The following is a 15,040-nucleotide window of genomic DNA, read 5'->3' as shown; positions in this document are numbered from 1 at the left end:
CGAAGAAAGGTTCTTTCTTCGCTGTGTATATTCTATCCTTCTAAATCACGAGAGCGATATTGGAAAAAGCCAATGGTTTTTAACACAATGGCGATAAGACAAAGAAATAATGTCACTGCCCAGTTCATTTCTTCAACAGGTAATTTTGGCACCACTCCAAATGGTGAGAGTGAGCTAAGCCAAGTTGGAAATTGTAATAAATCCCCTAAATAGACGACGAAAAAAGAATAGCCTAAATAAAGCCAAATCATTGAAGACATTTTCGGTATAAATCCGATGAAGAAAACGGATATAGCTAGCATGGCTAGAATGGCGGGCATATACACGAAAATAGCTTGCATTAGCGCTCCTAATCTAAGTGGTTCTTCCATGACAAAGTATTGTGCTAACCATAACCCACTGCAAGCTAATAACAACATTGCGATACTACAAATGATCGATAGAATCGTATACGATGCGACCATGTTTATTCTCGAAATAGGATAAGCAAATAGCCCCTCTGTCATATTTCTCTTTTCTTCTCCACGTAGCTTTAATATGATCATTAAAGCAGGAACGGTTGCAATCATCGACATAACGGTCATAAGCATCGTAATAAATTGTTCTGTTAAACTTATATCAGACGCCGTTAACATTTCCGCGAACAGTTCATTGCTAGCTATAAACGACTCTAAGTCTCCGAAAATAGAGCCATATGATAGACCGATAACGAACATTCCGATTGCCCATACGATGATACTCGTTCTTTGTAAACGAAATGAAAGGGCTAACGGACTTCTCATGTACGAACTTGCATGAGCGTTACCTTTCCTAGTAGGTAAAAATCCAGAACCAAGATCACGAATGATGTTAAGATAAAGTGAAATGATCATTAAAAAGAGAGCAACGATGCATAAAAGTAAAACGGGCCACCAATAATTATTTACGTATACTTCCGTACGTAAAATCCAATTTAGTGGTGAAAGCCAAGATAACCACTCTATGCTAACATCCCCAATGGCGCGAACCATATAAAAGAAAAATAAAGTGAAAAAGGATAATCCGATTGTCCCACGCGTACTTTCAGTCACTTGAGCAAACAAACTTGTAAGGGCAACAAAAAAGATTCCTATTACTCCTAATGAAGCCCCATACAACAAGGATCCAGTCCAATTTATATGATCTACTTGTAAAGATGTAAGACCAATACTCATAAGGATCGCTAACAGAAGATGAACAAATATATAAATGGTTAATGTAGCGCCAGTGATTGATAAGCGTCCAATTGGCAATGCACGTAACAACTCCATTCGCCCTTCCTCTTCATCTGAGCGTGTGTGACGCGCAACCAATAAAATGCTCATAATGGCTACGATTACTGCTGAAAACAAAAGCATTTGATGTGCGAGCATGGCACCTTCCGTATAATTATCTATCCGTAACCTGGACCAACCATAGCTGTCATAGCAGGGTTGCGCATCGTTTCAGCGATTGCTTGTCGTTCTTCTTCCGTTTGATATAACCCTGAGAAGCTAGATGCAGTTAATACCGTAAAAACTGTAATGGCCAACAACCAAATCGGTATTCGTATTCGATCTCGTTTTACAATAAATCGAACGAAATCACTCATGTGATGAAAAGCAGCTTTCATCATGATTCGACTCCTTCCGCGTCAGACTCATAATGACGCAAAAATAAATCTTCGAGTGTCGGTGCGGTGCTCTCCAATCGTTTAATCCCATAATGACTAAGGTAAGACATCACCTCATCAAGCTTCTCCGCGTCTACTTGAAAAGATAGACCAGCTTCTTGTTGTTTTAATTCATATATACCTTCGAGTTGATCCATTTGTTCAAGCGGTTTCTTTGTTTCAATATACAGCTGGGTACGAGTTAAGTGTCGTAGTTCTTGAAGAGTACCTGTTTCAATCATTTGCCCATGACGAATAATTCCAACCTTATCACATAACCTTTCAACCTCAGATAGAATATGGCTTGAAAGTAATACACTCTTTCCATCACTCTTGGCTTCCAATACACATTCTTGGAATACTCTTTCCATTAATGGATCTAACCCAGAAGTCGGTTCATCAAGGATAAACAAGTCAGCATTTGATGCAAATGCAGCTATGAGAGCCACTTTTTGACGATTCCCCTTTGAATAAGCGCGACATTTTTTAGTTGGATCTAGCTGAAACCTTTCAATCAGTTGCTCTCTTCTCTGCGAGTGAGCATTTCCGTGTAACCTCATAAAGAAATCAATGACTTCTCCACCTGTTAAATTGGGCCATAAATTCACATCTCCAGGTACATAAGCAAGCCTTTTATGAATGTCGACTGCGTCTTTCCATGCATCCATGCCAAACAGCTGAGCCTTTCCTGACGAGGCTTTAATCATCCCAAGTAAAATCCGAATGGTCGTCGATTTACCAGCACCATTCGGACCGATAAATCCGTATATTTCCCCTTTCTCAAGTTCAAGCTTACTCCATTTAATGCTTGAAAGGAACCAAATTGTTTCGTTAAATGACTTGCTTTTAGAACAGACATTGTCTTACCCCTTTCAAAATAGTTATGAAATATTTAAACTTATATATTTCATATTATACAAAATATATGTTTTTGACAAGAGGTTTTGAACTGAATGATTTGTTTTATTTCATAGTATTGATTAAACTTAATGAGAGGTGAACGAAATGGACGGTTTTCAAAAACGAAAAGAACAAAAAAAACGAAACATTCTCGAGGCCGCACAGCAACTTTTTATGACTTATGGTGTTCAAAAAGTTTCGATTGCTGAAATTGCCAAAAAAGCGAATGTATCTCAAGTAACGATTTACAATTATTTTGAAAACAAACATTCATTAATTAATGAAGTTTTTATTTATTACGTTGATGAGGCATTAAAGGAGTTTGAAACGACGGTTTTTAGTGATGTGCCATTTCCAGAGAAAATAAAAAAAATGATTTTCAGTAAAAAACGTGTAGCGAATGAAATTCACCATGAATTTTATGAGTATTTAATGAAAGAGTATTCAAATGATGGTAATTATATTGAGAGAATATATGAAGAAAAAGCAGTTCCGTATTTTACTCATCTTTTCAATGAAGGAAAAGAGGAAGGGTATTTAAATCCAGAGCTTTCACACGAAGCGATATTATTTTACTTGAAAATGTTAAGTGAATACATTCAACGTGAGGACGTTTATCGGCACATCCTCCCACTAACGGAAGATATCACTCGTATTTTCTTTTATGGTATTATGGGTCAAGATTAATCATGACTTTATTCAAAATAAATGGCCAATTGCGAGAAAGAGGCTGGAGCATAACAAAAGTATCAGTTTCCCGCAAAAAGCGAAGTATCTTTTAAGAGCGGTGAATGTCCTTCACTCATTTATTAAAATACTTTTGTCCCAGCCTCTAGAAAAAGAAATGATGACTAATAAATACAGCAAAGATCCCACCTAATACAATAATGATTAAATTCATTCTCAAAATAGCAAGAATGATTGATGTAAGTCCACCTATAATAGCAGTCGGCACATGATCAACGGAGTATAGAATTCCTGGGAAGATTAAACTCGCCAACACAGCATATGGGACGAACTGTAAGAAGCGTTGTAGAAAGTTAGGTAATTCGATCGAATGTAAAAAAACCATTGGTAACATTCGAGGTATAAAAGTTACGAGACCCATACATAAAACTAATAGGAAATATCCAGTCATTTCATTTCCTCCTTAGGAAACATTAAAGCGCCTATTGATGCAGCAATGACCGTTGTGCAGATGATCTGCATCCCACTGGACAATTGTATAACATATGGTACAACCCAATAAAATAATGAACTGACGAACAAGGCAATAGAGACGACAACGATCGTTTCTTTTGATTTTTTTAAACTAGGAACTAATAATCCGATAAACATAGAATAAAGAGCAATACCCATACTTGATTGAATCGAAGTCGGTAAACCAACAGCTATAAAGACACCAATCCACGTCCCGATGTTCCATGAAACGAACGTAATACTATTTAAGCCTAATAGAAATGTTGGGCGCAACTCTTTTTCTTGTTGGGTCGAAGCGACACTAAATGTTTCATCCGTAACTCCAAATGAAAGAATAGCTAGTACTTTCTTTGATGTCTTTTTTGGTAATCGTTGTGATAATGAGGCTGTCATTAAAAAATGACGTACATTTAACAAAAAGGTCGTAAAAACAATTTCCCAATATGCGACTCCAGCTGCCATAAGGTTAATTCCGATAAATTGACTTGCACCGGCAAATATCATTAAGGACATCATCAGCGTCACAATATCTGGTACTTGAGCAGATTTAGCTAAAAGACCAAACGCTATCGCAATAGGTATATATCCGATCGAAACAGGGATGCCTATTTTTAATCCTTTTTTAAAATGCGACTCTGTCTTTTGGTCAATAGATATGGCATTATTCACTTTTCCTCCTCCTCAACAACATACAATATAACATATTTTCGTATGTTATGATAAACATCATACTCTCTTTTTTACATAATCACAACATTAAATATAGGAAGGTGTAGTAAATGGATGATATTAACGTACGAATAGCGGCAAAGTTAAAATCGATACGGAAGTCAAAGGGGTTTAGTTTAGAGCAAGCATCCAATGTGACAGGTGTTAGTAAAGCGATGTTAGGTCAAATTGAGCGTGGTCTTTCGAATCCAACTGTGTCTGTCCTGTGGAAAATTGCAAATGGGTTGAAAGTATCTTTTTCCTCTTTTTTTGAAGAAGAGGAAGAAGATGTTGCTCTTGTTTCATTTGAGCAAATCGAGCCGATCACTGAATCAAATGGCCATTACAATGTGTACCCTATCTTTCCTTTTAAACAAGGTAAACAGTTTGAAATTTATACGATACAAATGGAGCCACACAGTACACATATGTCAGAAGCTCATCAGAGTGGCGTTGAGGAATACATTATTGTGACAAAAGGAACTCTCATTTTAGAGATCAATGATCTGACTTATACGGTAACTGAAAAGGATGCGATTCACTTTATCGCACATTCCTCTCACATTTATCGTAATGAAACGGATCGTTCTGTCAGCTTTCAGAACATATTGTACTATTCTAATGAAGAAAAATAAGATTTCAAAAGTTATGTGATTTGGTTATTTCGTTTGCACGCTTCTATTAACGGGTATACAATTTTTTAGGTAGACTTTATTATCTGAGAAAGATGTTGATAGAAATGAAAAAACGTTATGTTGGAGAAATAGGAGTACTGCGTAGTATTGCTTGTCTAAGTATTGTCCTGCTTCATTCTATTATGTGGGGTATGGAATATATCGGGTTTTTACGAAATTTACCTAGGATAAGTCAACAAATATTAGATTCGGTCAATCTCTTTCTTTATTATGGAACACCTACATTTATTTTTATAACCGCTTTTATTTTAGGGTATCAATATGAAAATCGTGATGTCCATGCAAAATCATTTTTAAGAAAGCGACTTACATTTATCCTTATTCCATATTTTTGCATGGCTATTCTGTATGCAACTCCATATGCACTTATATCTCCAATGGAATTCATTCGAAAGGCGTCATTAAATTTATTAATTGGTGATTTTCATGCTTATTTTGTATTAATTATCTTTCAATTTTATTTGTTATTTGTTTTATTTAAAAAATACTTTACTCGTTATTCATCACGAATGATTTTAACGACTACGTTTATTATTAATGTTACATATTTAGCTGTTTTCAATTTCACTCCACCTGCAGATGTACCAGCCGGTGATTATATTTGGACTCGTTTTTATTGGGTTCCTTTTTTTGGATGGATTTTCTATTTTGCTGTTGCGTATTATGTCGGGGTACATTACGAGAAAGTCCTTAATCTATTAAAAAAATACAAATTAGTAGTTATAATAGCACCATTTGTGACAGGTGCCATTATTCTATATTTATACCATAGTAATACATTTACCGTTCATAGCTCGAAGCGAGTTGACATGGTGCTACATACATTAAGTATTATTGCATTTCTCCTTCTCTTGACCCAATCGTGGACACGAATACCTAAGTGGCTTTTGCTTATTAATGATTATTCTTTCGGCATTTATCTTTTACATACACTGTACATGTCGATTTTAATTGTGATTATTAATTTATTTCAACTAGACTTTGGTATTTTTACGATTATTTTATTATTCTTTGGAAGTTTATTTTTCTCCATTTGGACCATTTATGTTTGTAATCAATTTAAGTTTGGTCCGTATGTTGTCGGAAGGATCAATCAAGCGACTAGAAGATAATTGTATATGAATAGTAGCTAGAATGGACAGGGAGCGTTTCAGTTATTATGAAATCAATGAAAACAACGATCGTATTACTAGGATTAGGGGTGACATTCGGTTTGCTTTTCTTTTTACCATCATCTGAATATATTCCGCCTCTTGAAACAACGTGGAACATCATAGAAGATCCAGAGGAAAAAGGCTGGTCTATCGAACATTTAAATCGAGCGAAGGAATACTATTATTCTATTGGCTCAACGTCGGCTATGGCGATTTATAAAGGTGAAATTCTATTTCATTGGGGGGATGTGACGGACGTGAGCCAAATCCACTCTGTACGTAAAAGTTTCCTTAGTGCGTTATATGGCATCCAGGTTGAACAAACAGAACAGATCTCACTTGATGACACTTTGGGCAATATCGGAATTAGTGATCAAATCCCTTTAACTGATTACGAAAAACAAGCAACGATTGAAGATTTGTTAACGTCACGTTCAGGCGTTTATTTACAAGCAGGAGAAGAATCGCTCAGGATGAGATGGAGGCGTCCAAGTCGAGAACGTTATGAACCGGGCACACATTTTTATTATAATAATTGGGATTTTAATGTTCTGGGAACGATCTATAATCAACAAACGAATCTAGATTTAATTGAACAGTTTCATGAAACGATCGCCCTGCCTCTAGGAATGGAAGACTTTACACTTGATAATGCCATGTATAAGTATGAGCGTTCACGTTCGATACACCCCTCCTATCTCTTTCGAATGTCAACAAGAGATATGGCTAGGTTTGGGCAGTTGTATTTACAAAATGGAGTATGGAATGGCCAACAAATCATTCCTCATGACTGGGTTCATGTAAGTACATCTGTTCATGCACATGTGCCTAATTCACCTTATTATGGCTATGGTTATATGTGGTGGGTAGCTGATCAAGGTGATTGGGCTTCACTTGGACTATACTCGGCTGTTGGTCGCTATGGTCAATCGATTGATATCATACCGAGTCTTGATCTTGTTTTTGTTCATAAAGTAAATTCAGATCGTTTTTTCCATCGAACGTTTAGACAAGTGAATGATGATACACGTTTGCATCTATTAAAAATGATTATAGATGCTAAACAAACGAAATAAAGCAAACTGTACTGTAAATAAATTAATCATTTTTGCCAAAGGATAGAGAAAAAACGACGCTACCAGTCATATGGGGTTTTTGACATAAATAAGCACCTCCTTCATTTGATAACGAGGAGGTGCTTATGATAATGATGCCTGGTTTGATCAGATTGCTCTATTTGGGGTAGCGTCAGGAAAATGCGGATTTACAACGTTAAGGAAATTTCAATATCAAAAAGCCTAATTTCTCAATTAACTGTGAAGAAATTAGGCTTTTTTCATTTCTAAATTAAAGCGCCTGATTGTTGAATATAATTTTTTTGTTGAACAGTATTCTTGTACTATGCAGCACTTTGTTTTGTTACTTCTTCTTCAATATTATCCCAAGTTAGCTAAACAACTCAATTCTAATTTCTTTTCTTTTAAACTACCTATTTCTTTTCTGAGTGTCTATTTTAAGTTTGTAAATGATATCCACTCCCTGAATATAAACGAAAATAAGCTGTCAAGGGTTTCTCGACAGCCTGACCTTAAAGTCCTTTTAAGGGTTTACAACTTCTCACTATTTCCACAGGAAAAATACTAATCAGCCATACTTCCTGCTACGCGTGTATTTTCTTTCTACACTAGTGGTTGTTCTACTTAATTTCTTCGCTACATCCTCGTAGCTCTTACCTAAGGAAATGAGATGTAATAAATCCTTTATCTCCTTGGTGGTCCAACTTTTATAAATTGATTCTTCTTTTGTCTTTGACCTTTCCACCTTTAACCACTCAGGTTCCGGGGGAATGGAGTGGGGCTCGATCTTAGAAAAATCTATCTTTCTTTTATTTTGTTCGGCCCAGCTCCAGAAGTCCATTGGATTTACAAACCAAAACTTTTTCGAACTTCTAGTTGACTTTTGAATGCATTTTAATCCATGGTTACGGACCCATCCACAAACGATATTCCGTTCAATTTTCAATAGTTTACTTAATTCCCCGACAGTGATCAGACCAAATTGCGCCTTAGTATTGGCGATTCCTAATCTTTTCATTTTTAGTAGGACAGACTGTTCACTTCTATTAAGATTCCGGGCAATTGTCGAAACTTGGAATTTTCCGACATTCTCTTCTAAGTAAGTGACTTCTTCAATTGTCCAGTTTCTTCTCATGTATCTAAACCTCCTACATAATTATAAATAGTAAAAGTGTCAAATTAAATCATCTTAAACTTTAAACTTTCTAATCAACTCCTGAAGACTTTCTGACATATTTGATAATGAGCTTGCTGATGCAGATATCTCTTCCATTGAAGCGAGCTGTTCTTCTGCAGATGCAGCAACGTTTTGAGAGTGAGATGAAGTATTAGTAGCAATCTGTGTGATACCCATTACGGTTGCTGCAACCTCCTCAGTACTTGCGGAAACTTCTTCTGCTGTAGCTGCCATATCATTAATCTGGACAACCAGCCTTTCCATAAACTCTAGAATTTCTTTAAAGCTACCTTCCGTTTGCTGCACGATATCTAGACCTATATTCACATCAATCGTTACTTGTTCAATTGAACTATTAGATCGATCCATATCTTGTTGAATTTCAAGAATTAAACTTGAAATTTGTGAAGAAGATTGTTGGGATTGTTCTGCTAGCTTACGGACTTCATCTGCAACGACTGCAAAACCTTTCCCATGTTCACCAGCTCGAGCTGCCTCTATTGCGGCATTTAATGCCAGTAAATTAGTCTGCTCCGCAATGGCAGATATCGCTTTGGTTATATTTCCAATTTCCTTTGAACGATTATCTAACACTTTTATAACTTCTCCACTTTCATTAACTGATAGGCTAATAGCATTAATTTGTTGAACTGTTTGGCCGACAAGTTCTTCGCCCTCTTTAGCTTTTTGAGTTGCCTGGGAACTTACTCCTGATATCGTAGAGGCATTTTCTGCGATCGACTGGACACCCTTTGATACTTCTTCCAATGCTGTTGCACTTTCTTGCACACTAGCAGTTGCATGCTCTGCTCCATTTGCAACTTGTTGAATGGATTCTGTAATCGTTTCGGTTGCTTGACTCGTTTGTTCCGCACTAGCCGTTAATTCCTCAGAGGAAGCCGCAACTTGTTCAGAGGTCTCAATTACTTCGTTTATCATTACTTTTATATTTTCGGTCATTTGGTTATAGCTTGTAGAAAGGTCACTTAGTTCATCACCCGCATTATCGCTCACTCTGGTAGTAAAGTCTCCGCTCCCTGCACATTGGAGTGCATTAGTAATGGTTGATAGTCTCTTTTTTATTCTCCTAGTAAACCAATATACGATAACAGATGATAATACAACCATAATGACTAGCACTGAAATAAATTTAATTAAGAAAGAAGACAGGATCGAGTCAATAATCTTTTCAGAAGCACCTACATAAAAAATCCCGATAATTTCATCACTTGCATTTTTAATGGGCATATAAGCTGTCTGGTACATATTTCCTGCCACATAAGCTTCTCCATAAAAATCCTCTCCACTTTTTAAAACTTTTTCTACTACCTCAGGAGAAACTTGAGTACCAATTGCCCTATTACCATCTTTCATGACATTTGTTGCTATACGAGTATCACCCTGAAAAATCGTAACAGTATCACCGGTATCGTCACCAATTTTATCTACCACTTCGAAATTTTCATTCATGACAGTCGTTCCCTTATAGAGTAGGTTATCCTCAATTTTCCAGTCCCCAGGGTATTTATTATCGATATATCGATAGGCCAAACTCAAATCTCCTTTTGCTTTTTCAATAGCAAACGCCTTAACACCTTTTGTAATTTCGTTAAATACAACAACCCCAACAATAGTTGATAAAGATAGAATGATAGCTAAAACAATTAAGTTAATTTTTGTACCTAATTTTAATTTCACTTTCATGTCAATACACCTCTTTAATAGTTAAATTATTTGTAAATTGTTAATTCAACTGATTCAATGCAGATTGTTCAACCTGAGTTTGAATCATCGCAAAATTATCTAGTGAATGAATCATTTCTTTCACATTAATGATTGATACCAACCTCTCCTGAATAGTAACAATCCCCTCAAATAAAGCCGAGGATGAAGATGATATTTGACTAAATGGTTTAATTTTATCGTTATCAAAGCTTAGTATTTCCTTTGCGTAATCGACTAAGAAGCATGCGACGACATCTTCGGTGTTAATCATGATAAATCGGGTCTGATCTGTAAGGATCGTCGATGTATTAAAAAATAATTGACTCGAATCAATAACAGGGTAAATGGTACCTCGAATATTCACAATCCCCTTAACATATTTCTCCATATTGGGTACAGAAGTGGGATTGCTTACCTTTTCTATCGATGTCACATTCTGAATATTTATTCCAAACTCTTGATTAGCAATATTGATTACAACATATTTTTCCATTATGATTCCCCTTTCTTTAAATTTTGCAAAAATAAAAATACCTTTAATTCAAGACATACTTGAATTAAACGCGTTATTAGCAAGAAGCAGGGACTCTACTTTACACCAATTACACATTTTTTCATTTCGGGGATCATTGCTCAGTAACAGGGTCACTATCCTTTGCAACAATCGTAAAGTTAAAATAAAATAGTCTGTTTGTATACTAATTCAAAAAGTGAGAAACATACCCTATGTCAGAAATGTCTTAACTGTTAGTAAGATTCTTAGCTGGAGTAATGTGTTATAAGGAATTTAAGGCAACAGTTAGAGCTTATTTATTGCTGATACTAGCTCGTCAAAGTAAGGTTTTACTATAAAATCCTTTGCTCCTAACCTGAGTGCTTCTATAATGGTATAACTTGTTGCTAGTGCTGAAAATATGACAACTTTTGTATCCTTATTGATTGTCATGATTTCTTTCAGAGCGGTTAACCCATCAACTTTAGGCATGGTTAAATCAAGTAAAACGATTTCTGGTGCATAGACCTTAAAACTACTTATTACCTCTTCTCCGTCACTAGCCTCTGCAATTACACAATAAAGATCCTGTTCAATAATTTGCCTTATTCTAGTTCGCATAAATGAAGAATCATCTGCGATCATTACCGTTTTCACACCTTAAGCTCCCCTCATTATGGCACTCCAAATTAATCATTTTGAACCTCTCTTTAATAGACTTGGTTTTCCAAGATAGTATCCTTGGGCTATTGGAACATCTAAAGATTTTGCTATTTCCATGTCTTCTTTATTTTCTATTCCTTCCAGAATCAACTGACTTTCTTGCTGATTACAATAAGCTAACAGGAATGTTATAATAGTTTGCTTTTGTGTAGATAATGAAAGATTTTTCGAGAAATATCTATCAAGCTTTAAAAAATTGGGATTAAGCTCAATGATTGTTTTTAGATTGGAATATCCATTTCCTATATCATCTATCGCGATCGTAAACCCAGCCTTTTTCAATTCAACGATTTTCTCCATAAACTCTTCCAGTTGTTCAATTATTTCTGTTTCTGAAATTTCTAGTACAATATCCTGACGGTCTAATAATTTTTCTTCAACACTCTGACTTATAAAGGAAAGAAACTCTGGATTTAGAATGGTTGATGGCAACACATTCAAAAACAATTTCCCTTCTCCTCTTACAAATCCCTCAGCAACAAAGGTAGATATGCCTTTATATAAAGAATGAGAATCTAATTCATAAAGGACCTTTTCTTCTATTGCTTCTTTGAAAATAATTTCAGGATTAGTATAGTGTTCAGATCTTAGAAGTACCTCATAACCTAACCTCTCACCACATTTTAAAGATAGGATAGGTTGGTAGTGGTGAAAAAACTTACCTTCATTTATTGAATTTTTAATAGACAATGATCTCCTCCACCTTATTGATTAAAATAGAAAAGACGACCTGAAGAATCTAGGTCGCCTTTTGACTAGTTTTTCTTCGGTGGCTCGGCTACCATAGCATTAATGCTTTAGGCCCGTGGCTTTGCGTCCCTACCTTTCGATAAGTTTGCCATTATCGGTAACTATTAATTTAGTACCAATATACTATAATTCGACAATTATGAATATACATTCGACAATCTTCGCAAAAAAACAGGGCTTTTTACCTATATTTAATTGAGTAACTAGATTCTCATAAAATTAGACCTTTAAAAATCAACAATTTTATATTCTAACACCCGGGAAAATCCCCATGGGTCCTGATTTGAAAGAAAGTCCACAAGTCAGAATCTCGGGAGAGTGGTTACTCTCTTAAAGAAGAAAGAATTCAAGATAAAAAGTTCAAGTACCAATTCGAGTTTGAAAATAATCATTGCAGAGGAATATTTCACCGAGAAAACAAGGGTGGAGCTAGACATATTGAAAATATATAAAAAAAGAACCATCGAATTCAACTCGACAGTTCTTTTTCTTTACCTGTAATTTTTCATAATCCCCCGGAATAGTAAGATTGTTACTTTAAATCAATAAAAGAATATTCATAATTAACCGGAAAAAATATAGTGATGATCTGTGTTGTAATTGGTAATAAAATAATGATGAAATTATTACAGTTTGGTTCAAGAATGGAAAAGGAGCCCAAATATACAGGAAAGGCATAAAAACCTGAATATCTAGCCTCTTTAATTGTATTCCTTATTGAGTTAAAGCCCCCCTTAGCCACCCATGCAGTGCAAAAATCAGCACTGCACCACAGAGGATGAAATTTTTTAAAAACCGTCAATACTGCTACTACGGCTGGGGAAAGGAAGGTCGATACACTATGTTGCCTTAGAGCCCAACCGATAGTCTGACACCTCAGTGCATCACAGACTGTTGCTTCCAATGGGAAGCACTCATGGTAGATTAATCCTATTCTGGTTGTTGCACCAGCCTCTAAAAATATTATGGCCGAAGAAAGGGATGTTTCATTGACAGTTGTAAAACGCCAACTTCTTTGTTGCGCAGTATGTAGTCTACTACGTAATTAGAGATACTCCACAATCGGGGCCTTATATGGAATAAGGAGTGACTAATTGTTCACTTCTGACAGCTTTCTATATAATGAAGCCCTAGATACATTTGTAATTTCACAAATTTGATTTACAGTCATATTTCCTTCTTTATATAGCTTTACTGCATAATTCATTCCTGCGTGATTTTTATGATATTTCTTTAACCGTCCTTTAAACTTCCCTTCTTTCTTTGCGAGTTCAATTCCTTCACGCTGACGCATACGAATAAGGTCTCGCTCTAATTGGTTAACACCAGCCATTACCGTAATTAAGAATTGGCTGTATGGATTATCTTCTGATAAATCTAGCCATGTATCCTTAAGTGATTTTAAACTTGCCTTTTTATTTCGTATTAAATCAATCAATTCAAATAAATCTTGCGTACTTCGAGTGATCCGAGTTAAATCTGTAACATAAATAATGTCACCTTCCTGTAAATACTCTAACATTTTTTGAAGTTGTTCACGATCCTTTGTGGCTCCTGAAATTTTTTCTTCATAAATAATATCCATTCCAATTTCGTTCAATTGCTGAAATTGCCTTGAAGGATTTTGGCTAGTCGAACTGACGCGTATATAACCGATTTTCTGCAAAATTTCACCTCGTTTTTGAGACACGTCTTATGAGACACTCTTAACTATGATTGTCACTTTAGGAGTTATTTTGCACCTATTTTAAGCGCTATTTTGCACTATAAATAAATATAAAAAGCCCAATTTCTCAATTAAAATTAAGAAATTGGACTTTTATCGTTACTTCGGAATAGCGCCCGTTTGTTGAAGATCAACAAATCTTCTATTAACTGATATTGAGGAATAAGAAAGCACAGTTATTTGTAGGCCTATTTCACATAATCTTCGTTATCAGTAATTGTTTAGATTAACATTTTAAGGAGTTTGTGTTGAATCGAACTTCATTGATCTGTTTTTTTGCTGTAATGGTTGCATCAGCAATAGATTTAGACATTTGTTCTTTTGAAATGTTTCTCCAATTTTCATCTTTTTTATTAAAACAATAGCTATACGTAATTCCTCTGGATGAAGAGATAACAGCTCCTAGACCCTTTTCATCGAAGAAGACAGCTAAATCTTCTGCTCTTCCACCTTGTACACCTAACCCAGGTACTAAAAAGATTGAGTGTGGTAACAATTCTCTTATTTTTTTTGCGTCCGATGGGTAGGTTGCCCCTACGACAGTTCCAATAAATGAGTAGTTATTTTCACCTTTAGTTGCTGCAGCTAAAGCATTTATATCTTGAGCCATTTGCATGTACAAGATTTCACCATTTTGTAGCTTTAAATCCTGAATTTCGAATGAAGAAGGATTTGATGTTTTTAGTAACAAAAATAGACCTTTATTGTTTTTTTGTGCAACTTCAATAAAAGGATTGTAGCCATCACTTCCTAAGAAAGGATTTACAGTGACCATATCACCTGATAAAGATCCATTGGTTAAAAATGCTTGTGCATATGCTTTTGAAGTTGAACCGATATCTCCTCTTTTTGCATCGTTAATTACTATTACGTTTTTTGACCGAGCATATTGTATTGTTTCTTCTAAAGCTTTAATTCCTGCGCTACCATATACTTCGTAATAAGCAAGCTGGGGCTTTACTGCTACTACGTGATCACAGACTTCATCAATTACTAATTTGTTAAAGTTTATTATGGCATTACATATTCTTTCTGTTGTTTGTG

At 35.5% G+C, this 15,040-nt stretch carries 16 protein-coding genes, 1 pseudogene and 1 riboswitch; of the genes and pseudogenes, 4 read left to right on the top strand and 13 right to left on the bottom strand.

Features of this window, described 5'->3' with window-relative positions; genetic code table 11:
• Positions 1 to 32: 32 nt before the first annotated feature.
• The 3 genes and pseudogenes from JCM9152_RS08740 to JCM9152_RS08735 all read right to left on the bottom strand — a co-directional run bounded on the left by JCM9152_RS08740 (position 33) and on the right by JCM9152_RS08735 (position 2,528).
• Positions 33 to 1,391, bottom strand: coding sequence for an ABC transporter permease (locus tag JCM9152_RS08740; RefSeq protein ID WP_369384546.1), 1,359 nt, complete (start codon positions 1,389 to 1,391; stop codon positions 33 to 35).
• A 20-nt stretch (positions 1,392 to 1,411) separates the two neighbouring features.
• Positions 1,412 to 1,633 (bottom strand): hypothetical protein, encoded by a 222-nt coding sequence (locus JCM9152_RS24010; protein WP_369384545.1) that lies wholly within the window; start codon positions 1,631 to 1,633, stop codon positions 1,412 to 1,414.
• Positions 1,630 to 2,528 (bottom strand): annotated as a pseudogene (locus tag JCM9152_RS08735) (ABC transporter ATP-binding protein). The gene JCM9152_RS24010 and the pseudogene JCM9152_RS08735 overlap by 4 nt, the downstream one beginning before the upstream one ends.
• Before the next feature lie 146 nt (positions 2,529 to 2,674).
• Here JCM9152_RS08735 and JCM9152_RS08730 point away from each other — a divergent pair.
• Complete coding sequence (locus JCM9152_RS08730; RefSeq protein ID WP_035343287.1) at positions 2,675 to 3,256, top strand: TetR/AcrR family transcriptional regulator; 582 nt, start codon at positions 2,675 to 2,677, stop codon at positions 3,254 to 3,256.
• A gap of 145 nt (positions 3,257 to 3,401) precedes the next feature.
• Here JCM9152_RS08730 and JCM9152_RS08725 read toward each other — a convergent pair whose 3' ends face one another.
• Positions 3,402 to 3,707 carry an AzlD domain-containing protein gene (locus tag JCM9152_RS08725; RefSeq protein ID WP_035343285.1) on the bottom strand — a complete coding sequence of 102 codons (306 nt, stop codon included), beginning with the start codon at positions 3,705 to 3,707 and terminating at the stop codon, positions 3,402 to 3,404.
• Complete coding sequence (locus JCM9152_RS08720) at positions 3,704 to 4,438, bottom strand: AzlC family ABC transporter permease (RefSeq protein ID WP_235715666.1); 735 nt, start codon at positions 4,436 to 4,438, stop codon at positions 3,704 to 3,706. The genes JCM9152_RS08725 and JCM9152_RS08720 overlap by 4 nt, the downstream gene beginning before the upstream one ends.
• A 110-nt stretch (positions 4,439 to 4,548) precedes the next feature.
• Here JCM9152_RS08720 and JCM9152_RS08715 point away from each other — a divergent pair, with 110 nt between their 5' ends.
• From JCM9152_RS08715 to JCM9152_RS08705, 3 genes are all read left to right on the top strand, one after another.
• Positions 4,549 to 5,112: a helix-turn-helix domain-containing protein gene (locus JCM9152_RS08715; protein ID WP_035343283.1), complete on the top strand. Its 564-nt coding sequence runs from the start codon at positions 4,549 to 4,551 to the stop codon at positions 5,110 to 5,112.
• 104 nt (positions 5,113 to 5,216) lie between these two features.
• Positions 5,217 to 6,284 carry an acyltransferase family protein gene (locus JCM9152_RS08710; RefSeq protein WP_052015789.1) on the top strand — a complete coding sequence of 356 codons (1,068 nt, stop codon included), beginning with the start codon at positions 5,217 to 5,219 and terminating at the stop codon, positions 6,282 to 6,284.
• Positions 6,285 to 6,331: 47 nt separating this feature from the next.
• A complete protein-coding gene (locus JCM9152_RS08705; RefSeq protein ID WP_148296460.1) occupies positions 6,332 to 7,402 on the top strand; it encodes a serine hydrolase domain-containing protein in 1,071 nt (356 codons plus the stop codon).
• A gap of 568 nt (positions 7,403 to 7,970) precedes the next feature.
• Here the strand turns inward: JCM9152_RS08705 and JCM9152_RS08700 are convergent.
• From JCM9152_RS08700 to pyrF, 8 genes are all read right to left on the bottom strand, one after another.
• The gene (locus JCM9152_RS08700; protein WP_035343280.1) at positions 7,971 to 8,537 is read right to left on the bottom strand and encodes a hypothetical protein; all 567 of its coding nucleotides are present in this window, start codon (positions 8,535 to 8,537) and stop codon (positions 7,971 to 7,973) included.
• A gap of 54 nt (positions 8,538 to 8,591) precedes the next feature.
• Positions 8,592 to 10,283: a methyl-accepting chemotaxis protein gene (locus tag JCM9152_RS08695; RefSeq protein WP_035343277.1), complete on the bottom strand. Its 1,692-nt coding sequence runs from the start codon at positions 10,281 to 10,283 to the stop codon at positions 8,592 to 8,594.
• Between the two features lie 40 nt (positions 10,284 to 10,323).
• Complete coding sequence (locus JCM9152_RS08690; protein ID WP_035343275.1) at positions 10,324 to 10,797, bottom strand: chemotaxis protein CheW; 474 nt, start codon at positions 10,795 to 10,797, stop codon at positions 10,324 to 10,326.
• Between the two features lie 306 nt (positions 10,798 to 11,103).
• On the bottom strand, positions 11,104 to 11,454 hold the full coding sequence (locus JCM9152_RS08685; protein ID WP_235715665.1) for a response regulator: 351 nt from the start codon (positions 11,452 to 11,454) through the stop codon (positions 11,104 to 11,106).
• Positions 11,455 to 11,490: 36 nt separating this feature from the next.
• Positions 11,491 to 12,210, bottom strand: coding sequence for an EAL domain-containing protein (locus JCM9152_RS08680; protein WP_052015787.1), 720 nt, complete (start codon positions 12,208 to 12,210; stop codon positions 11,491 to 11,493).
• Between the two features lie 75 nt (positions 12,211 to 12,285).
• A riboswitch (cyclic di-GMP riboswitch) is annotated at positions 12,286 to 12,370 on the bottom strand.
• Positions 12,371 to 12,802: 432 nt separating this feature from the next.
• The gene (locus tag JCM9152_RS08675; protein WP_035343272.1) at positions 12,803 to 13,174 is read right to left on the bottom strand and encodes a hypothetical protein; all 372 of its coding nucleotides are present in this window, start codon (positions 13,172 to 13,174) and stop codon (positions 12,803 to 12,805) included.
• Positions 13,175 to 13,360: 186 nt separating this feature from the next.
• Entirely contained in the window at positions 13,361 to 13,936 is a 576-nt protein-coding gene (locus JCM9152_RS08670; RefSeq protein WP_035343477.1) for a recombinase family protein, read from the bottom strand.
• Between the two features lie 286 nt (positions 13,937 to 14,222).
• A partial coding sequence (gene pyrF, locus JCM9152_RS08665; protein ID WP_035343269.1) for an orotidine-5'-phosphate decarboxylase occupies positions 14,223 to 15,040 on the bottom strand: 818 nt, incomplete at its 5' end.

The sequence above is a fragment of the Halalkalibacter hemicellulosilyticusJCM 9152 genome (genome assembly GCF_000513115.1).
GTDB classification, from domain to species: Bacteria; Bacillota; Bacilli; order Bacillales; family Bacillaceae_D; genus Halalkalibacter; species Halalkalibacter hemicellulosilyticus.
The sequence above is the reverse complement of the archived record's forward strand: the minus strand, read 5'-3'. Positions and strand labels throughout refer to the sequence as shown.

What these genes read in the sequence shown, in the direction of transcription:
- JCM9152_RS08740 (WP_369384546.1), bottom strand. Translation starts at nt 1,391, where the DNA reads ATGCTCGCACATCAAATGCTTTTGTTTTCAGCAGTAATCGTAGCCATT.
- JCM9152_RS24010 (WP_369384545.1), bottom strand. Translation starts at nt 1,633, where the DNA reads ATGATGAAAGCTGCTTTTCATCACATGAGTGATTTCGTTCGATTTATT.
- JCM9152_RS08730 (WP_035343287.1), top strand. Translation starts at nt 2,675, where the DNA reads ATGGACGGTTTTCAAAAACGAAAAGAACAAAAAAAACGAAACATTCTC.
- JCM9152_RS08725 (WP_035343285.1), bottom strand. Translation starts at nt 3,707, where the DNA reads ATGACTGGATATTTCCTATTAGTTTTATGTATGGGTCTCGTAACTTTT.
- JCM9152_RS08715 (WP_035343283.1), top strand. Translation starts at nt 4,549, where the DNA reads ATGGATGATATTAACGTACGAATAGCGGCAAAGTTAAAATCGATACGG.
- JCM9152_RS08710 (WP_052015789.1), top strand. Translation starts at nt 5,217, where the DNA reads ATGAAAAAACGTTATGTTGGAGAAATAGGAGTACTGCGTAGTATTGCT.
- JCM9152_RS08705 (WP_148296460.1), top strand. Translation starts at nt 6,332, where the DNA reads ATGAAATCAATGAAAACAACGATCGTATTACTAGGATTAGGGGTGACA.
- JCM9152_RS08700 (WP_035343280.1), bottom strand. Translation starts at nt 8,537, where the DNA reads ATGAGAAGAAACTGGACAATTGAAGAAGTCACTTACTTAGAAGAGAAT.
- JCM9152_RS08695 (WP_035343277.1), bottom strand. Translation starts at nt 10,283, where the DNA reads ATGAAAGTGAAATTAAAATTAGGTACAAAAATTAACTTAATTGTTTTA.
- JCM9152_RS08690 (WP_035343275.1), bottom strand. Translation starts at nt 10,797, where the DNA reads ATGGAAAAATATGTTGTAATCAATATTGCTAATCAAGAGTTTGGAATA.